The sequence below is a fragment of the Streptomyces sp. NPDC001843 genome (assembly GCF_042891955.1).
GTDB lineage: Bacteria > Actinomycetota > Actinomycetes > Streptomycetales > Streptomycetaceae > Streptomyces.
This window is the reverse complement of the sequence record NZ_JBIATQ010000014.1, coordinates 34,159-53,389: the sequence shown is the minus strand read 5'-3', so window position 1 is coordinate 53,389 and position 19,231 is coordinate 34,159. Positions and strand designations below refer to the sequence as shown.

Annotated in this window: 17 protein-coding genes and 1 pseudogene; 16 read left to right on the top strand and 2 right to left on the bottom strand. The window is 70.8% G+C overall.

What is annotated here, in order from left to right:
* Positions 1 to 18 precede the first annotated feature (18 nt).
* The 15 genes and pseudogenes from ACFYZQ_RS30820 (at position 19) to ACFYZQ_RS30750 (ending at position 16,124) form a co-directional block, all read left to right on the top strand.
* Positions 19 to 708 carry a GDSL-type esterase/lipase family protein gene (locus tag ACFYZQ_RS30820; protein ID WP_389154739.1) on the top strand — a complete coding sequence of 230 codons (690 nt, stop codon included), beginning with the start codon at positions 19 to 21 and terminating at the stop codon, positions 706 to 708.
* Between the two features lie 94 nt (positions 709 to 802).
* Positions 803 to 1,390, top strand: coding sequence for a Uma2 family endonuclease (locus tag ACFYZQ_RS30815; RefSeq protein ID WP_389154736.1), 588 nt, complete (start codon positions 803 to 805; stop codon positions 1,388 to 1,390).
* 343 nt (positions 1,391 to 1,733) lie between these two features.
* Positions 1,734 to 3,437, top strand: a complete 1,704-nt coding sequence (locus ACFYZQ_RS30810; protein ID WP_389154734.1) for an NAD-dependent malic enzyme — start codon at positions 1,734 to 1,736, stop codon at positions 3,435 to 3,437.
* 128 nt (positions 3,438 to 3,565) lie between these two features.
* Positions 3,566 to 3,742 (top strand): hypothetical protein, encoded by a 177-nt coding sequence (locus ACFYZQ_RS30805; protein WP_389154731.1) that lies wholly within the window; start codon positions 3,566 to 3,568, stop codon positions 3,740 to 3,742.
* Positions 3,739 to 5,136 carry a glycosyltransferase gene (locus ACFYZQ_RS30800; RefSeq protein ID WP_389154729.1) on the top strand — a complete coding sequence of 466 codons (1,398 nt, stop codon included), beginning with the start codon at positions 3,739 to 3,741 and terminating at the stop codon, positions 5,134 to 5,136. Before ACFYZQ_RS30805 ends, ACFYZQ_RS30800 begins: the two co-directional genes overlap by 4 nt.
* Before the next feature lie 115 nt (positions 5,137 to 5,251).
* A complete protein-coding gene (locus ACFYZQ_RS30795; protein WP_389154726.1) occupies positions 5,252 to 5,611 on the top strand; it encodes a hypothetical protein in 360 nt (119 codons plus the stop codon).
* Positions 5,612 to 5,659: 48 nt separating this feature from the next.
* A pseudogene (locus ACFYZQ_RS30790) lies at positions 5,660 to 5,874 on the top strand (IS5/IS1182 family transposase); the annotation flags it as partial.
* Positions 5,875 to 5,987: 113 nt separating this feature from the next.
* On the top strand, positions 5,988 to 6,803 hold the full coding sequence (locus tag ACFYZQ_RS30785) for a TIGR03084 family metal-binding protein (RefSeq protein WP_389154723.1): 816 nt from the start codon (positions 5,988 to 5,990) through the stop codon (positions 6,801 to 6,803).
* A gap of 44 nt (positions 6,804 to 6,847) precedes the next feature.
* Entirely contained in the window at positions 6,848 to 8,539 is a 1,692-nt protein-coding gene (locus tag ACFYZQ_RS30780; protein WP_389155239.1) for an acyclic terpene utilization AtuA family protein, read from the top strand.
* A complete protein-coding gene (locus ACFYZQ_RS30775) occupies positions 8,536 to 10,134 on the top strand; it encodes an acyl-CoA carboxylase subunit beta (RefSeq protein ID WP_389154720.1) in 1,599 nt (532 codons plus the stop codon). Before ACFYZQ_RS30780 ends, ACFYZQ_RS30775 begins: the two co-directional genes overlap by 4 nt.
* Before the next feature lie 17 nt (positions 10,135 to 10,151).
* The gene (locus ACFYZQ_RS30770) at positions 10,152 to 12,011 is read left to right on the top strand and encodes a biotin carboxylase N-terminal domain-containing protein (protein ID WP_389155236.1); all 1,860 of its coding nucleotides are present in this window, start codon (positions 10,152 to 10,154) and stop codon (positions 12,009 to 12,011) included.
* On the top strand, positions 12,008 to 13,168 hold the full coding sequence (locus ACFYZQ_RS30765) for an acyl-CoA dehydrogenase family protein (RefSeq protein ID WP_389154717.1): 1,161 nt from the start codon (positions 12,008 to 12,010) through the stop codon (positions 13,166 to 13,168). Before ACFYZQ_RS30770 ends, ACFYZQ_RS30765 begins: the two co-directional genes overlap by 4 nt.
* A 24-nt stretch (positions 13,169 to 13,192) precedes the next feature.
* Positions 13,193 to 14,779, top strand: coding sequence for a 4-coumarate--CoA ligase family protein (locus ACFYZQ_RS30760; RefSeq protein ID WP_389154715.1), 1,587 nt, complete (start codon positions 13,193 to 13,195; stop codon positions 14,777 to 14,779).
* Positions 14,776 to 15,510: an enoyl-CoA hydratase family protein gene (locus tag ACFYZQ_RS30755; RefSeq protein WP_389154712.1), complete on the top strand. Its 735-nt coding sequence runs from the start codon at positions 14,776 to 14,778 to the stop codon at positions 15,508 to 15,510. The genes ACFYZQ_RS30760 and ACFYZQ_RS30755 overlap by 4 nt, the downstream gene beginning before the upstream one ends.
* Positions 15,498 to 16,124 (top strand): TetR/AcrR family transcriptional regulator, encoded by a 627-nt coding sequence (locus ACFYZQ_RS30750; protein ID WP_389154709.1) that lies wholly within the window; start codon positions 15,498 to 15,500, stop codon positions 16,122 to 16,124. The genes ACFYZQ_RS30755 and ACFYZQ_RS30750 overlap by 13 nt, the downstream gene beginning before the upstream one ends.
* Before the next feature lie 22 nt (positions 16,125 to 16,146).
* Here ACFYZQ_RS30750 and pdxH read toward each other — a convergent pair whose 3' ends face one another.
* Positions 16,147 to 16,785, bottom strand: a complete 639-nt coding sequence (pdxH, locus tag ACFYZQ_RS30745; protein ID WP_389155233.1) for a pyridoxamine 5'-phosphate oxidase — start codon at positions 16,783 to 16,785, stop codon at positions 16,147 to 16,149.
* 208 nt (positions 16,786 to 16,993) lie between these two features.
* Here pdxH and ACFYZQ_RS30740 point away from each other — a divergent pair, with 208 nt between their 5' ends.
* A complete protein-coding gene (locus ACFYZQ_RS30740; RefSeq protein WP_389154706.1) occupies positions 16,994 to 18,097 on the top strand; it encodes a citrate synthase 2 in 1,104 nt (367 codons plus the stop codon).
* Positions 18,098 to 18,224: 127 nt separating this feature from the next.
* On the opposite strand, the gene ACFYZQ_RS30735 is transcribed toward ACFYZQ_RS30740, so the two are convergent.
* Positions 18,225 to 19,106 (bottom strand): glycosyltransferase family 2 protein, encoded by an 882-nt coding sequence (locus ACFYZQ_RS30735; protein ID WP_389154703.1) that lies wholly within the window; start codon positions 19,104 to 19,106, stop codon positions 18,225 to 18,227.
* Between the last annotated feature and the right edge of the window lie 125 nt (positions 19,107 to 19,231).

The following is a 19,231-nucleotide window of genomic DNA, read 5'->3' as shown; positions in this document are numbered from 1 at the left end:
ATCGTCCATCATGAGCGGATGCTCAGATTCCTGCCCGTCGGTGACTCCATGACGATCGGAAGCGCGGGCGATCACACGTGGCGTTACCGGCTGTGGCAGCACCTGCGCGCCACGTGTGAAGGCCCCTTCACGTTCGTCGGCCCGCGCGAGACGCTCTACGACAAGGCCACGGACTCCCCGACGTCGTACGCGTACGCCGCCCCCGACTTCCCCCGCGCCCACCTGGCCGGCTGGGGCGAGGGCTGGGCCCACATGGCCCCGCTGATCGGCCACGCGGTGCGCGAGCACCGGCCGGACGTGCTCCTGGTCTCCCTGGGCCTGATCGACCTCGGCTTCTACACCAACGCGGAGCAGACGACGCAGAACGTGCGGAAGTTCGTCAGGGAGGCGCGGGAGGCCAGGCCCCGGGTGCGGATGGTGCTGCTGCCGGTCATCCCGAACATCCGGGCCGAGGCGGACGAGACCTTCGCCGGTGAGCTGACCCGCTTCAACGAACTGCTGGAGAAGACGGTCGCCGACCTCGACGATCCGACGTCCTCCCTCCTGCTGGCCCCGATCCCGGAGTCGTACGACATCCACACCGACACCTACGACGGCACCCACCCGAACGAGAGCGGGGAACGGAAGCTGGCGGGGGCGTTCGCGGGGGCGATGTGGGAGGAGTGGGGGGTGGGCGGGGAGTACGACGCGCGCTCCTCGTACTCGTGAGCGCGGCTCGCACTCCTACGTGACCCGATGGCCGTGCGTATCGTTGTACCGCCCGGCTGCACTCGTGCGGAGGCGGCCGGGGAGGAACGCCACGATGACCGTCCTTGAAGACAGGATCGCGATGGCCGAGAGCGACAACACGAGCACGCTCGACGACATGTTCGAACGGCTCGAGAAGATGCCCGTCCCCGAGGGATACAAGGTCGAGATCGTCGAGGGGACCGTCTTCATGTCGCCACAGCGGGACACCCACTGGGAGATCATCCTGGACATCGTCGAGCAACTGCGGCCCAAGTACCCGCGCAAGCGCATCAAGTCCGACGTACGCATCGACTACCCGGGACACCTGAACGGGTTCGCGACCGACGTGACCGCGATGGCCGAGGGCGCCGCCAGGACGGAGGAAGGCCGCTGGCGTCACGAGGACGTCGAGTTCGTCGCCGAGGTCATCTCCAAGGGCACCGCCGCCAACGACTACGGCCCGAAGAAGGCCGCCTACGCCAAGGCCGAGGTGCCCGTGTACCTCATCGCCGACCCGTACCAGCGCCGCTGCCACGTCTACACCCACCCCAAGGGCGACGACTACGCCACCGAGACGAAGGTCGACTTCGGTGACGACGTGGACCTCACCGACACGGTGGTCGGCCTCACCCTCAAAACGGACGAGTTCCCCTGCGACTGACTCCTCCGGGACGGGCCGCCGGAGGGGCTCGGCACCTCGGCCGGGTCTGTCCGACACGACTTGCCGAACAAACCCAGCCAGGCGCGAGGAGGCCTCAGCGCTTGAGCGTGAAGGTGAAGTCGTCGCGCCCACCCGGGCCCCGCTTTCCTCGGGCTGCCCGCTCGCTTCTCCCCCGGCCGGCGGCCCACGGCCACTTACCGGACGGCGCCCAGCTCACCCGCCTCGCCAGTCCCGCCTCGCCGCGCCCCCTCGCGACAGCTCCGTCACATCCCTGATTGCGACAGAGCTGGACGGAAAGGTGATATCTGCAGTTACTGGCGCAGACCTTCCGTCAGGAGGCCCCATGACGACCGAGCGGGACACCACCCACAAGCCCTTGAAGACCACGGCCCGTGGCCGTGCCGTTCTCGCTGACCCCCGGCTCAACCGTGGCACCGCGTTCACCGAGGCGGAGCGCCGGGACCTGGATCTAGTCGGTCTCGTACCGCCTCGAGTGCTCACGCAGGACGAGCAGGCCGACCGTGCGTACTCCCAGTTCCGCGAGCAGCCGGGCGACCTGGCCAAGAGCGTCTACCTGACCGCGTTGCACGACCGCAACGAGGTGCTGTTCTTCCGGCTCGTCGGAGACCACCTCGAGGAGATGCTCCCCATCGTCTACACCCCCACCGTGGGCACGGCCATCAAGCGCTACAGCTACGAGTACCGGCGCCCCCGAGGCGTGTACCTCTCCGTCGACGCCCCCGGCGACATCGAGCGCTCCCTGCGCGCCGCAGGCCTCGGCCCCGATGACGTCGACCTGATCGTCGCCACCGACGGCGAGGGCATCCTCGGCATCGGTGACTGGGGTGTCGGCGGCATCGACATCGCCGTCGGCAAGCTCGCCGTCTACACGGCCGCCGCCGGTGTCGACCCGCGCCGCACCCTCGCCGTCATGCTCGACGTGGGCACGAACCGCAAGGAACTCCTCGACAACCCCCTGTACCTCGGCAACCAGCACCCCCGCGTCGACCGCGACACCTACGACGCCTTCATCGACGCCTACGTCACCTCCGCGACCAGGCTCTTTCCGCGCGCCCTGCTCCACTGGGAGGACTTCGGCCCCGCCAACGCCCGTCGCATCCTCGACCACTACCGCGACCACGTCTTCACCTTCAACGACGACATCCAGGGCACCGGCGCCGTCAATCTCGCCGCGGTCCTCTCGGGCGCGAAGGCCAGCGGCGTGCCCCTCCGCGACCACCGCATCGTCGTGTTCGGCGCGGGCAGTGCCGGCATCGGCATCGCCGAGCAGCTCCGCGACGCCCTGGTGTCGGAGGGCCTGTCGGCCGACGAGGCCACCGCCCGCTTCTGGTGCGTCGACCGCTACGGCCTGCTCACCGGCGACCAGGGCGACAAGCTCCGGGACTTCCAGGTGCCCTACGCCCGCCCCGTCGACGAGGTCTCCGACTGGGAACACGACGAGAGCCTGCCCGGGATCCCGCTCGCCGAGGTGGTCCGCCGGGTCCGCCCGACCATCCTCATCGGCACCTCCGGCCAGGGCGGCGCCTTCGCCGAGCCGATCGTGCGGGAAATGGCCCGGCACACCGAACGCCCGATCATCCTGCCGCTCTCCAACCCCACCGACCTGGCCGAGGCCAAGCCCGCCGACCTGATCGCCTGGACCGACGGCAAGGCACTCGTCGCCACCGGCAGCCCCTTCGACCCGGTGGAGCACGGCGGCACGACGTATCACATCGGGCAGGCCAACAACGCCCTCATCTTCCCCGGCCTCGGACTCGGCGCGATCGTCGCCCAGGCCTCGCGGGTCACCGACCGCATGCTGCGTGCGGCGGCGGACGCGGTCGCCCGGCAGACGGACGTGACCGACCCGGGCGCGCCCGTACTGCCGCCGATCCACGACCTGCGCGAGACCTCCGCCGCGGTCGCCGCCGCGGTGGCGACGGCAGCCGCGGAGGACGGCGTCGCACGGGCCGACCTGGACGACGTGGACGCGGCCGTGCGGGCGGTGACGTGGGCGCCGGTCTACCCGCCGATCGAGGCGGTGTGAGCCACGCTGCGCGCATTCGGCATGCGATTCGAACTTGATCACCCGCACGGGAAACTCCCGGACAAGCCCATGGCCGTGGCCTGACTCTGAGTTCTGACAGAGAACACTGAGCCGGGGGAAGGCTGCCAATGAACTACACAGGGGGGAGCGGCTCTCTCGCCGCGACAGGAGCCGGGGCCGTCACGATCGGCGGAATCGCTTTCCAGCAGTTGTGGCTGCTGGGTCTGGCCGCCACCGTTGTCGTGTTGGGGGCCGTGCTGGCGCGTACGTCGTTCCGGCGGGGTAAGGCGGTCTCCGAACGATGAAGACGATCCGAGTACGCCGTACTCGGACCCGCATCCTGGTCGGGGCCGCCCTTTCGGTGGCGGCCCTTTCCATGTGGCTGGTCCGGCACATCTATTCGGGCATCAGCACCTGGCAAGGACACGGGCAGCACTTCGCCACGGTGTACGCGCTCGCGTTTTTGCTGCTCATGTGGCAGTGCGTGCTCTACTTTTGTGAGCGGCCACGGAAGGTGACTTCCGAACAACAGTCCATGCTGGACAGGTTGAGAGTCACGGTACCCGTGCCAGTGCGCAACGAGGGACCGAATGCTTTCCGGGCATGTCTGGCGTCCGTTGCCGAGCAGACGCGACTTCCGCAATGCGTCGTCGTCGTGGAGAACGACAACTCCGTCGACTATGCGGACGTGCGCACGTGGTATGAGGGAGTATGTGCCGAACGTGGCATCCCGCTGATCTGGGAGAGCACCCCGGTACCGGGAAAGCGGCACGCACAAGGCCTGGCTCTGACCGCCGTGCGGCGTGCCGGGATCGTCAGTGACGTCTATGTCACTGTCGATTCCGACGCCAATCTCGATTACCAGGCGATCTCGGAGATCCTCAAACCCTTCGCCGATCGGGAGATCCAGTCTGTCGCCGGTATCGTGCTCGCCTCCAATTTGCGAGGCAACGTGAACAGCCGGGGCGAGCGTCGCCGCTGGCGCGACGTCCTCGTCAGGCTCACTGACCTGTGGTTCGTCGTGGGGCAGTTGGTCGACCGGTCGGCACAGTCGGCTCTGGGGGGCGTGCTGGTCAATTCGGGTGTCCTCGCCGCCTATCGCGCCCATGTCGTGGAGGACAACCTCGACGGCTACCTCAACGAGACCTTCCTCGGGCGGAAGGTGGAGTTCTCCGACGACTCCATGCTGACGATCTATGCTCTGCAACACGGCAAGGCGGTACAGCAGCCCACCGCCTTCGCAACCACCCTCATGCCGGACAACTTCTCGCAACTCTTCCGCATGTACACACGATGGATGCGTGGCGCTTTCATCCGCACGTTCTGGCGGTTCCGTTACCTCCGTCTCAACAACTACGCCTACTGGGGTCATCTCATCGGATGGATCCAGATGGTGCTCTCCACGGTAATCTTCATCATCCTCTTCTTGTACCTCCCGGTCGTGCAAGGCCTGTGGGCGTGGGAGTTGCTTCTGATTCCCGTTCTAGTGGGCTACGGCCAAGCACTCCGGTATCTCAGCTTCCGGCGGAGCGACGAACCCTTCAGCGCCCAGCTTCTGACCTTCGCAGCGGCACCGATCGCGCAGATCTTCGCGTTCACCGTCTTCCGCGTCGTGCGCTGGTACGCGATGGCCACGTGCTATCGCACGGGTTGGGGCACTCGGCAGAAGGTCGAACTCGACCTGGTGGCCGGAGGCTGAGGGTTGTCCCGTAACTGCTGGTCACGGTGCGGAAACCGCGTGGCTGACGAGTTCGCGGTGCCGGTATCGTCCGCTCTCCCGACCCGCCGCGCCAACGACCTACGTTCAGAGAGCGATGCAGATGACCAGCCAGCGAGCAACGACGACCCTATGGCGCCCCACCGGCCCCAAGGAGCTGGATCTGGTTCGGCAGCTGAACTGGCGTGCCTGGCCGCCCCGGCTGCCCGAGCAGCCGATCTTCTACCCGGTCCTCAACGAGGACTACGCGGTCAGGATCGCGCGGGACTGGAACGTGAAGCACGATGGCGCCGGCTTCGTCACTCGTTTTGAGGTCGAGTCGGAGTTCTTGAGCCGGTATCCCATCCAGCAGGCCGGTGGGCAGACGATCCTCGAGCTCTGGGTTCCGGCCGAGGAGCTGGACGACTTCAACGCCCACATCATCGGCGAGATCCAGGTGGTCCACGAATTCCACTGAGGCGGGGAGGCCTGCTGGCGGGGCACGCTGCGGTGCGATGATCCCGGCGTGGCTGGTGTGATCACAGTCTCGGAGCCGTCCGGATGGCCCCGTTCACCGGGCTGAGCCCGCGTGCCTTCGGGAAGCTGGTGACCATGCTGCGGCGCGCAGGTGCGGACGCGGTCCGCAAAGGTCGGCCATGGGGCCTGCCCCTGGAGGGCCGGGCATTGCTGGTCGCGGCGTACTGGCGCACAGATCTGACGATGCGCCAGCTCGCTCCGATCAACGAAAGGAGCCGCACACTGGACCTTCTCCCGACCTGAATCGCATCCGGGGCGTGGAAGCAATTCATGCAAGCACGCTTGATTGTTTCCTCGCCCACTGCCATGCTCCCCCCATGGCTGACCCGACGCCCGTCATCGACGACCTGCGTGCGGAGGGCGAGGAACTCGACCTGCTAGTGGCCGAGTTGAGCGGTGAGCAGTGGTCGCTCAAGACCCCTGCCCCCGGCTGGACCGTCGCCCACCAGATCGCCCACCTCGCCTGGACCGACCACTCGTCCCTGCTCGCCGTGACCGATCGGGACGCCTTCGCCCGCGAGGTCGAGAAGGCGTTGGCCGCCCCGGGGGACTTCGTGGACAACGGGGCGGAGGAGGGGGCCGGGAAGCCGGCCGCGCAGCTGCTCGCGGACTGGCGGGGCGGGCGCAAGGCCCTGGAGGACGCCCTGCGCGCCGCACCCGCCGATGGACGGTTTCCCTGGTACGGCCCGCCCATGTCTGCCGCGTCCATGGCGAGCGCCCGGCTGATGGAGACCTGGGCGCACGGGCAGGACGTCGCCGACGCCCTGGGCGTGGTGCGCACGCCCACCGACCGCCTCCGGCACATCGTCCGTCTCGGCGTGCGCACCCGTGACTTCGCCTTCGGGGTGCACGGACTGCCCGCGCCGTTCGAGGAGTTCCGGATCGAGCTCACCCCGCCCTCCGACGACGAAGGCGACGGCGACGGCGAACCGTGGACGTACGGCCCCGAGGACGCCGTGGAACGCGTCACCGGTCCGGCCCTCGACTTCTGTCTCCTCGTCACCCAGCGCGCGCACCGCGCCGACCTCGCCCTGCGTGCGGAGGGCTCCGAGGCCGACCGTTGGCTGGACATCGCCCAGGCCTTCGCGGGCCCGCCCGGCACCGGCCGTGCGCCGAAGGGAGCGGGGGAGTGACCACCCCGGCGGATCCGGCTGATCCGGCGGCTCCGCAGGCTCCGATGGCTCCGGCGGCTCCCCTGCGCATCGGCAACTCCTCCGGCTTCTACGGCGACCGCTTCGAAGCCATGCGAGAGATGCTCACAGGCGGTGAACTCGACGTCCTCACCGGCGACTACCTCGCCGAGCTGACCATGCTCATCCTCGGCCGGGACCGCCTCAAGGACCCCACCGCCGGTTACGCCCGCACGTTCCTCCGTCAGCTCGAGGAGTGCCTCGGCCTCGCCCACGAGCGCGGCGTGCGGATCGTCACCAACGCGGGCGGCCTCCATCCCGCCGGACTCGCCGACGCCGTCAGGAAGTTGGCCGATCGCCTCGGCATCCCCATCCGCGTCGCCCACGTCGAGGGCGACGACCTGAAGGCGGCCCATCCGGACAGCCTCACCGCCAACGCCTACCTCGGCGGCTTCGGCATCGCCGCCTGTCTGCGGGAGGGCGCCGACGTCGTCGTCACCGGGCGGGTCACCGACGCGGCCCTCGTCACCGGCCCGGCCGCCGCCCACTTCGGCTGGCGGCCGACCGACCACGACCGGCTCGCGGGCGCCGTCGTCGCCGGGCACGTCCTGGAGTGCGGGGCGCAGGCCACCGGCGGCAACTACGCCTTCTTCCGCGACAGTCGGCGGGACGTCCGCCACCCCGGCTTCCCGCTCGCCGAGATCCACGCCGACGGCACCAGCGTCATCACCAAGCACCCCGGCGCCGGCGGTTTCGTCGACGTCGGCACGGTCACCGCCCAGTTGCTGTACGAGACGGGCGGCGCCCGGTACGCGGGACCCGACGTCACGGCCCGGCTGGACACCGTACGGCTGAGCCAGGAGGGCCCGGACCGGGTCCGGATCGAGGGGGTGCGCGGTGAGGCACCGCCCCCGACGCTCAAGGTCGGCCTCAACCGGCTCGGCGGCTTCCGCAACGAGATCGTCTTCGTCCTCACCGGGCTGGACATCGAGGCGAAGGCCGAACTCGTGCGGGCGCAGATGACCGACGCGCTCGCCAAGTCCTCGCCCGCCCAGGTCCGCTGGGAGCTGGTCCGCACCGACCGGCCCGACGCCGGCACCGAGGAGACGGCCAGCGCGTTGCTCCGGCTCGTCGTACGCGACCCGGACCAGGAGGTCGTGGGGCGCGCGCTCAGCGGTGCCGCCGTGGAACTCGCCCTCGCCAGTTACCCCGGCTTCCATGTGCTCGCGCCACCCGGAAAGGGCGCCCCTTACGGGGTCTTCGAGGACGTGTACGTCCCCCAGGGTGCCGTCGGCCATGTGGCCGTCCTCCACGACGGACGCCGCCTGCCCGTGCCCCCGCCCCACGATGCCCTCGTAATCGGCGACGTACCGCAACCGCCCCTCCCCGCCCCCCTCCCGCCCGGCCCCACCCGCCGCGCACCCCTCGGCCGCGTCGTCGGCGCCCGCAGCGGCGACAAGGGCGGGGACGCCAACGTCGGGGTGTGGGCGTGCACGGACGACGCCTGGCGATGGCTCGCGCACACCCTCACGGTCGACCGGTTCCGGGAGCTGATCCCGGAGAGCCGCGACCTGCCCGTCACCCGGCACCCGCTCCCCAACCTCCGCGCCCTCAACTTCGTCGTCGAGGGCATCCTCGGCGAGGGCGTCGCCGCCCAGCACCGTTTCGATCCGCAGGCCAAGGCGCTCGGCGAGTGGCTGCGCTCCCGGCACCTGGACATACCGGAGGCCCTCCTTTGACGGTCATCGCGTCCGCCCTGGACACCGCGAGCCCCGACCACCGGGCGAACCGCGAGGCCATGCTGGCCAAGCTCGCCGATCTGGACGCCGAGCACGCCAAGGCCCTCGCGGGGGGCGGTGAGAAGTACGTCCAGCGGCACCGGGGGCGCGGCAAGCTGCTCGCCCGGGAGCGGATCGAGCTGCTTCTGGACCCGGACACGCCGTTCCTGGAGCTGTCCCCGCTGGCCGCGTGGGGGAGCGAGTACACCGTCGGCGCCTCCCTCGTCACCGGCATCGGTGTCGTCGAGGGCGTGGAGTGCCTGATCACCGCCAACGATCCGACCGTCCGGGGCGGGGCCAGCAACCCCTGGAGCCTGAAGAAGGCCCTGCGCGCGAACGACATCGCGCTCGCCAACCGGCTGCCCTGCGTCAGCCTCGTCGAGTCGGGGGGCGCGGACCTGCCCTCCCAGAAGGAGATCTTCATCCCCGGGGGCGCGATCTTCCGGGACCTGACCCGGCTGTCCGCCGCCGGGATCCCGACCGTCGCCGTCGTCTTCGGGAACTCCACCGCCGGAGGGGCCTACATCCCCGGCATGTCCGACCACGTGATCATGGTCAAGGAGCGGGCGAAGGTGTTCCTCGGCGGGCCGCCGCTGGTGAAGATGGCGACCGGCGAGGAGAGCGACGACGAGTCGCTGGGCGGCGCCGAGATGCACGCGCGCGTGTCAGGGCTCGCGGACTACTTCGCCGTCGACGAACCCGACGCGCTGAGGCAGGCGCGACGCGTGGTCGCCCGCCTCAACCACCGCAAGGCCCACCCCGACCCCGGCCCGGCCGTGCCGCCCAAGTACGACCCCGAGGAACTGCTCGGCATCGTCCCCGGCGACCTGAAGACCCCCTTCGACCCGCGCGAGGTCATCGCCCGGCTCGTCGACGGCTCCGACTTCGACGAGTTCAAGCCGCTGTACGGGACGAGCCTGACGACCGGCTGGGCGGCCCTGCACGGCTACCCGGTCGGCATCCTGGCCAACGCGCGAGGAGTCCTCTTCAGCGAGGAGTCGCAGAAGGCCGCCCAGTTCATCCAGCTCGCCAACCAGCGGGACATCCCCCTGCTCTTCCTGCACAACACCACCGGCTACATGGTCGGCCGGGAGTACGAGCAGGGCGGCATCATCAAGCACGGCGCGATGATGATCAACGCCGTCAGCAACAGCCGCGTCCCCCACCTGTCCGTCCTCATGGGCGCCTCCTACGGCGCCGGGCACTACGGCATGTGCGGCCGCGCCTACGACCCGCGGTTCCTGTTCGCCTGGCCCAGCGCCAAGTCCGCCGTCATGGGCCCGCAGCAGCTCGCCGGCGTGCTGTCGATCGTCGCCCGCCAGTCGGCCGCCGCCAAGGGGCAGCCGTACGACGAGGACGCGGACGCGGCGCTGCGCGCCATGGTGGAGCAGCAGATCGAGTCCGAGTCGCTGCCGATGTTCCTGTCCGGTCGGCTGTACGACGACGGCGTCATCGACCCGCGCGACACCCGCACCGTCCTCGGTCTGTGCCTGTCCGCGATCCACACCGCGCCCTACGAGGGGGCGCGGGGTGGGTTCGGCGTCTTCCGCATGTGAGGGATCCCATGACGTCATTGATCACTTCTGTGCTGGTCGCCAACCGGGGCGAGATCGCCTGCCGGGTGTTCCGCACCTGCCGCGAGCTGGGCATCCGGACGGTCGCCGTGCACTCGGACGCCGACGAGAACGCCCTCCACGCGCGCGTGGCGGACACGGCCGTACGACTGCCCGGCGCGGCGCCCGCGGAGACGTATCTGCGCGGCGACCTGATCGTGAAGGCCGCGGTGGCGGCCGGTGCCGACGCCGTGCACCCGGGGTACGGGTTCCTCTCCGAGAACGCCGACTTCGCGCGCGCCGTCCTGGACGCGGGTCTGGTCTGGATCGGCCCGCCACCCCGGGCGATCGAGGTGATGGCGTCCAAGACACGCGCCAAGAAGCTCATGAACATCGCGGGCCTGAGCGAGGTCACCGAGGCCGACCTGCCCGTGCTGGTGAAGGCCGCGGCGGGCGGTGGCGGACGCGGGATGCGGGTCGTGCGGCGGCTCGCCGACCTGGACGCCGAACTGGCCGCCGCGCGCGCCGAGGCGGCGAGCGCCTTCGGGGACGGTGAGGTCTTCGTCGAGCCGTACGTGGAGAACGGGCGGCACGTCGAGGTGCAGATCCTCGCCGACACCCACGGCACGGTGTGGACGCTCGGCACCCGTGACTGCTCCCTGCAGCGCCGCCACCAGAAGGTGATCGAGGAGGCACCGGCGCCGGGACTGGAACCCGGACTCACCGCCGAGCTGTACGAGATGGCGGTGCGCGCCGCCCACTTCACCTCCTACGTCGGCGCCGGAACCGTCGAGTTCCTGGTCACCGCCGACGGCAGGGCGCACTTCCTGGAGATGAACACCCGCCTCCAGGTCGAACACCCCGTCACCGAAGCCGTGTTCGGCATCGACCTCGTCGCCCTGCAGCTCCGCGTCGCCGAGGGCCACGCCCTGGACGCCGAACCGCCCCGCCCGCGCGGGCACGCCGTCGAGGCCCGCCTCTACGCCGAGGACCCCGCCCGCGACTGGGCCCCGCAGACCGGCACCCTGCACCGGCTCGCCGTGCCCGACGGCGTCCGCCTCGACACCGGTTACACCGACGGCGACCCGATCGGCGTCCACTACGACCCGATGCTCGCCAAGGTCGTCGTCCACGCCCCCACGCGCGCGGAGGCCGTCCGCGCCCTCGCCGGGGCCCTGGACCGGGCGGAGATCCACGGCCCGGTCACCAACCGCGACCTCCTCGCCCGCTCCCTGCGGCACGCGGAGTTCGCCGCCGCCCGCATGGACACCGGGTTCTACGACCGCCACCTCACCGACCTCACCCCGCCAGCCCCCGACCCGTACGCGCCCTTGGCCGCGGCCCTCGCCGACGCCCACGGCCGCTCCCGCTTCGGCGGCTGGCGCAACCTGCCCTCCCAGCCGCAGACCAAGCGCTACCTGATGGCGGGCGAGGAGCACGAGGTCCGCTACCGGCACACCCGGCAGGGCCTGACCGCGGACGGGGTGCGGGTGGTGCACGTGGAGGCGCGTCTCGTCGTACTCGAAGTCGACGGTGTGCGCAGGAAGTTCGAGGTGGCCCGCTACGGCGGCGACCAGGTGTACGTGGGCGCCACCGCCCTCACCGCCCTGCCCCGTTTCCCCGACCCCACCGCCCACCACGCCCCCGGCTCCCTCCTCGCCCCCATGCCCGGCACGGTCGTCCGCGTCGTCGAGGGCCTGGCCGAGGGAACCGCCGTACGGGCCGGAGAGCCCCTGATCTGGCTGGAGGCGATGAAGATGCAGCACCGCATCACGGCACCGGTCACGGGGACGCTCACGGCCCTGCACGCCGTGCCCGGCCGACAGGTGGAGGTCGGCGCTCTGCTCGCCGTCGTACAGGAGGAGGTTCAGGAGAGTTGAGCACCACCCTGGAAACCGAGGAGCACAAGGCCCTGCGGGCCGCCGTCGCCGCACTCGGCAGACGCTACGGCCGCGACTACATCACCCGGGTCGTCGCCGAGGGCGGCCACCCCGACGAGCTCTGGTCGGAGGCCGGAAAGCTCGGCTACCTGGGCGTCAACCTCCCCGAGGAGTACGGGGGCGGGGGCGGCGGCATCACCGAGCTCTCCATCGTCCTCGAGGAACTCGGCGCCTCCGGCTGCCCCCTGCTCATGCTCGTCGTCTCCCCGGCCATCTGCGGGAACGTCATCGCCCGCTTCGGCACCGAGGAGCAGAAGCGGACCTGGCTGCCCGGCCTCGCCGACGGCACCCGGCTCATGGCCTTCGGCATCACCGAACCCGACGCCGGCTCCAACTCCCACCGCATCACCACCACCGCCCGCCGCGACGGCGCCGACTGGCTGCTCACCGGCCGGAAGGTCTTCATCTCCGGCGTCGACAGGGCGGACGCCGTCCTGATCGTCGGCCGCACGGAAGACGCCCGCACCGGTCGCCTCAAACCCTGCCTGTTCATCGTCCCGCGCGACGCAGAGGGCTTCACCCGCAGGCCCATCGACATGGAGCTGACCGCCGCCGAGAAGCAGTTCGAGCTGGTCCTCGACGACGTACGGCTGCCCGCAGAGGCACTCGTAGGCGACGAGGACGCCGGGCTGCTGCAACTGTTCGCCGGACTCAACCCCGAACGGATCATGACGGCGGCCTTCGCGATCGGCATGGGCCGGTACGCGCTGGGCCGCGCCGTCGAGTACGCCCGCGACCGCACCGTCTGGAAGGCCCCCATCGGCGCCCACCAGGCCATCGCCCACCCCCTGGCGCAGGCGCACATCGACCTGGAACTGGCCCGCCTCATGATGCAGAAGGCCGCCCACCTCTACGACACCGGGGACGACGCCGGTGCGGGCGAGGCCGCCAACATGGCCAAGTACGCGGCCGGGGAGGCCTGCGTGAAGGCCGTCGACCAGGCCGTGCACACCCTCGGCGGGAACGGCCTCACCCGGGAGTTCGGGCTCGCCTCGCTGATAACGGCCGCGCGCGTGGCTCGTATCGCCCCGGTGAGCCGGGAGATGATTCTCAACTACGTCTCCCACCAGACCCTGGGCCTGCCCAAGTCGTACTGACCCGGGCAGTCGCGAGGAGGAACCGTGTTCCGCAGCGAGTACGCAGACGTCCCGCCCGTCGAACTCCCCATCCACGAAGCCGTCCTGGGCGGAGCCGCCGCATTCGGCGCCCTGCCCGCCCTCGTCGACGGGACCGACGGCACCACCCTCACCTACGAACAACTGGACCGGTTCCACCGGCGCCTCGCCGCCGCCCTCGCCGACGCCGGTGTCCGCAAGGGCGACGTCCTCGCCCTGCACAGCCCCAACACCATCGTCTTCCCGACCGCCTTCTACGCCGCCACGCGCGCGGGGGCCGCGGTCACCACGGTGCACCCGCTCGCCACACCCGAGGAGTTCGCGGGGCAGCTACGGGACTCGGCCGCCCGCTGGATCGTCACCGTGTCCCCGCTGCTGGAGGCCGCCCGCCGGGCCGCCGAGATCGCGGGCGGCGTCGAGGAGATATTCGTCTGCGACAGCGCGAGCGGACACCGCTCCCTCATCGACATGCTCGCCACGACCGCACCCGAACCGGTCGTCGCCATCGACCCGGCCGAGGACGTCGCCGCCCTGCCCTACTCGTCCGGCACCACCGGCGTCCCCAAGGGCGTCATGCTCACCCACCGGCAGATCGCCACCAACCTCGCCCAGCTCGAACCCGCCCTCCCCACCGCACCCGGCGACCGCATCCTCGCCGTGCTGCCCTTCTTCCACATCTACGGGCTGACCGCCCTGATGAACGCCCCCCTGCGCCGGGGCGCCACCGTCGTGGTCCTGCCCCGCTTCGACCTGGAGAGCTTCCTCGCGGCCATCCAGACCCACCGCATCACCGGCCTGTACGTCGCCCCGCCGATCGTGCTCGCCCTGGCCAAACACCCGGCCGTCGCCCACTACGACCTGTCCTCGCTGAAGTACCTCATCAGCGCCGCCGCCCCCCTTGACGCCGACCTCGCCGCCGCCTGCTCCCAGCGCCTGGGCCTGCCACCCGTCGGCCAGGCCTACGGCATGACGGAACTCTCGCCCGGCACCCACATCGTCCCCCTCGACGCCATGCGGGACGCACCCCCCGGCACCGTCGGCAGGCTCATCGCCGGCACCGAGATGCGGATCGTGTCCCTCGACGACCCCGACAAGGACCTCGGCACCGGTGAACCCGGCGAGATCCTCATCCGCGGACCCCAGGTCATGAAGGGCTACCTGGGCCGGCCCGACGCCACCGCCGCGATGATCGACCGGGACGGGTGGCTGCACACCGGCGACGTCGGACGCGTCGACGAGGACGGCTGGCTGTTCGTCGTCGACCGGGTCAAGGAACTCATCAAGTACAAGGGGTTCCAGGTCGCCCCGGCCGAACTGGAAGCCCTGCTCCTCACCCACCCCGGGATCGCGGACGCCGCCGTCGTCGGCGCGCGGGACGACGACGGCAACGAGATCCCGCACGCCCACGTCGTCCGCCATCCCACCGCACCCCACCTCTCCGAGGGCGAGGTCATGATGTACGTCGCCGAACGCGTCGCCCCCTACAAACGGGTGCGCCGCGTCACCTTCATCGACGGCGTGCCCCGGGCCGCCTCCGGCAAGATCCTCCGCCGGCAACTGCGCCAGCCCCGGAAACTCCAGGAGGGATCGTGACGTCGATCGGCCGTACACGCGCGCGGGGCATCGAGACACTCAGCCTCGACTCGGCGGACACCCGCAACGCCCTGTCCGCCGCGCTCGTCGGTGAACTCGCGGACGCCCTCACCGACTGCGCGAAGGACACCGGCGTTCGGGCCGTCGTCCTCACCCACACCGGCAACACCTTCTGCGCCGGCGCCGACCTGCGCGACCCTCCACCCCCCGACGCGCTGGTCGCCCTGCTCAGGCAGATCGTCGAGCTGCGCAAACCCGTCCTCGCGCGGGTGACCGGGCACGTCCGTGCCGGAGGCCTCGGCCTGCTGGCCGCCTGCGACATCGCCGCCGCGTCCACCGAGTCCACCTTCGCCTTCACCGAGGTACGCATCGCAGTGGCCCCGGCCGTGATCTCCCTGCCCATCCTGCCCCGCACGGACCCGCGCGCGCTCGCCCGCTACTACCTCACCGGGGAACGCCTCGACGCGGCCGAGGCGGTACGCACCGGCCTGCTGACGGCGGCCGGGGACGACGTGGACGCCGTACTGCGGCCCGTCCTCGACGGTCTGCGCCGCTCCTCCCCCCAGGGGCTGGCCGAGACGAAACGGCTGCTCACGGCTAGGGTGCTGGAGGCATTCGACCGGGACGCGGCCGACCTCACCGCGCTCTCGGCCCGGCTGTTCGCCTCCCCGCAGGCCCGCGAGGGGATGACGGCCTTCCTGGAACGACGGGAACCTTCATGGGTGCTGTGAGCACGGACGAGCAACCGACCGAACGCGCCGTCGAGCGCGTCCCCAAGCAGGACCGAAGCCGGGCCACCCGGCAGCGGCTCCTCCAGGCCGCCGTGGCCTGCCTCGCCGAACACGGCTGGGCGGGCTCCACGGTCGCCGTCGTCGCCGAACGCGCCGGCGTCTCCCGGGGCGCCGCCCAGCACCACTTCCGCACCCGCGAGGACCTCTTCACCGCGGCCGTCGAATACGTCGCCGAGGAACGCTCCACCGCCCTGCGCGCCCTCTTCCCCGAGGGCGCCACCGACCGCCGCTCCGTCGTGTCCGCCCTCGTCGACCTCTACACCGGCCCCCTCTTCCGTGCCGCCCTCCACCTCTGGGTCGCCGCCGGCGACGAGGCCCAGCTCCGCCCCCGTGTCACCGAGCTCGAGGCCCGCGTCGGCCGCGAGACCCATCGCATCGCGGTGGACCTGCTGGGCGCCGACGAATCCCGGCCGGGCGTCCGCGAGACCGTCCAGGGGCTCCTGGACATGGCCCGGGGCCTCGGCCTCGCCAACCTCCTCACCGACGACCGGGGACGCCGCGAGCGGGTGGTGGCGCAGTGGGCGCTGATCCTGGACGGGGTCCTCACGGACTGAGCGCCCTCAGGACTGAGCGCCCTCACGGACTGAGCCGCTCCACCCGCCAGCCACCGCCCGGCTCCGCCACGTACCGCAGCCGGTCGTGCAGGCGGTTCGCCCGCCCCTGCCAGAACTCCACCGACCACGGAGCGACCCGGAAGCCGCCCCAGTTCGACGGAACGGGCACCTGCTCGCCCTCCGGATAGCGGTCACTGAGCTCGGCGTACGAGGCGTCCAGCTCGGCGCGGGAGGCGATCACCGAGGACTGGGCGCTGGCCCAGGCACCGAGCTGGGAGCCGTGCGGGCGGGTGCGGAAGTAGCGGGCCGTCTCGTCGCTGCCCGTGCGCCGGGCGGTGCCCGTGACGATGACCTGGCGGGCGATCGGATGCCAGGGGAAGAGCAGCGACACGTGCGGGTTCTCCGCGAGATCGCGGGCCTTGCGGGAGTCGTAGTTGGTGAAGAAGACGAAGCCGTCGGCGTCGTACTGCTTCATCAGGACCGTGCGTGAGCTGGGACGGCCGGCGGCGTCCGCGGTCGAGACGACCATCGCGTTCGGCTCGTGCAGCGTGCCCTGGAGCGTCGCCTGTGCGGCGTCCTCGAACCAGTGGGTGAACTGGTCCATCGGATGCGGCGCCAGCTCGTGCTCGTCCAGGCCCTCCGTGCGGTACTGCTTGCGCATGTCGGCGGGGTCGCGGAAGGTGTCACGGTCGGTCACGTCACGGTCGGTCACGCGGTCATCTTGCCGTATCCACCTACCGTGTTGTGTGGCACTCAGTGCCGTACGGTCTCCCCAAAGGTGGCACTCAGGGATATCGTGCCGATGGGACCGAGGACCTTCGCGGCTCGTGCGCCGCCCACCTCACTCACACCTCGCTAGGAGCCGCCTGATGTCCGACTTCGTACCCGGGCTCGAAGGAGTCGTCGCGTTCGAAACGGAGATCGCCGAACCGGACAAGGAGGGCGGCGCCCTGCGGTACCGGGGCGTCGACATCGAGGACCTGGTCGGCCACGTCTCGTTCGGGAACGTCTGGGGGCTGCTCGTCGACGGCGCCTTCAACCCCGGTCTGCCGCCCGCCGAACCCTTCCCGATCCCCGTCCACTCCGGGGACATCCGCGTCGACGTGCAGTCCGCACTCGCCATGCTGGCCCCGGTCTGGGGTCTGAAGCCGCTCTTGGACATCGACGCCGAGCAGGCCCGCGAGGACCTCGCCCGCGCCGCCGTGATGGCCCTGTCGTACGTCGCCCAGTCCGCACGCGGCCAGGGCCTGCCGATGGTGCCGCAGCGGGAGATCGACAAGGCGCGGTCCGTCGTCGAACGGTTCATGATCCGCTGGCGCGGCGAACCCGACCCCAAGCACGTCGCCGCCGTCGACGCCTACTGGACCTCCGCCGCCGAGCACGGCATGAACGCCTCCACCTTCACCGCCCGCGTCATCGCCTCCACCGGCGCCGACGTGGCCGCCGCCCTCTCCGGCGCCGTCGGCGCCATGTCCGGCCCGCTGCACGGCGGCGCCCCCTCCCGCGTGCTCCACATGATCGAGGAGATCGAGCGGACCGGGGACGCGGAAGCCTACGTCCGGCACGCCCTCGACCGGGGCGAGCGCCTGATGGGCTTCGGACACCGCGTGTACCGGGCCGAGGACCCCCGCGCGCGTGTCCTGCGCCGTACCGCCCGCGAGCTGGGCGCCCCTCGCTACGAGATCGCCGAAGCGCTGGAGAAGGCGGCCCTGGAGGAGCTCCACAACCGGCGTCCGGACCGCGTCCTCGCCACGAACGTGGAGTTCTGGGCGGCGATCATCCTGGACTTCGCCGAGGTCCCGGCGCACATGTTCACCTCGATGTTCACCTGCGCCCGCACGGCGGGCTGGTCGGCGCACATCCTGGAACAGAAGCGCACGGGCCGCCTCGTCCGCCCCTCCGCCCGTTACGTGGGCCCCGGCTCCCGCAGCCCCCGGGAGGTCGAGGGCTACACGGACATCGCGCGCCAGTAGAAACAGGAGCACCAAGCCGAAGCCGGGCGCTGCCGCCAGGCCCGTCTCCGCGTCCCGGCGGCCCCGCTGGCCGCCCGGACGCGGAGTTCGCGATCTACCACCGAGGGGCTGAGGCCTGGCGGTGCCTTCATAGGATCGGCGGGCGACCCAACCGGGTCATGCGCCATACCGTGCGCCACTTCATCGGTTTGCGCGGCCCGCACGGAGTCCGAGCGCCCTCGATGAATCCGCCCCACCACGCTTTCAGACCCGTCAGGGACCGCACTCGCACCATTGCGAGGAGGATCCACACACCGAGATAGACGGGAATCAACGGCACCGGCAGTCGGCGGCGGGCCAGCCAGACACGGTTCCGGGCGGTGAAACGGTAATAGACCGCATGCCGGGCAGGGGATGTCTTCGGATGCTGGAGTACGAGCTCGGGCTCGTAAAGGATCTTCCAACCCGCATCGAGCGCACGCCAGGCCAGATCGGACTCCTCGTGCCCGAAGAAGAACTCAGCAGCCCAGAGACCGGTCTCGTTGAGCATGCGCACGGAGAAGGCATGGCCGCCACCGAGGAAAGCGGTCACCAGCCCACGGCGCATCGGGTCGTCAGCCCGCAGCCGGGGCACCCAGCGCCGCTCCGTGTGGCCATGTTCGTCAGCGACCCGGAAGCCGATGATGCCCAGCCGGGGATCCGCCGCGAACAACTGCCGGACCGTGCGGAAGACGTCGGCGGTGATGAGCAGGCCGTCGTCGTCCAGCTCGATGACGACATCGACCTCGCCCGACTCCCGCAACATCTCCAGACCGACGTTGCGACCACCCGGGCAGCCCAGGTTCTCCTCAAGCGGGACCTTGGTCACGTTCGCCGCCACATCGACGTCGGCGAGGGGCGTGGCATTGCCGATCAGCACCACGCGCGCCGCGGGCACATCCTGCTTCTCCACCGACGCGAGCAGAGCGTCCAACTCGCGCGGGCGAGTGCCCATCGTCACGATGACGACTCCAAGGCGCGGCAGTGACATAGCGGCAAACTCCAGCAGTCGGCGAAGGTGCCGATGCTAGCCGCGAAGGGAAGATCAACCTGCGCCTTACGCAGACGACCCGCGAGTCCAGGTCCCTCCACCTCGCGGCGGGGGAGCCGGCCGGA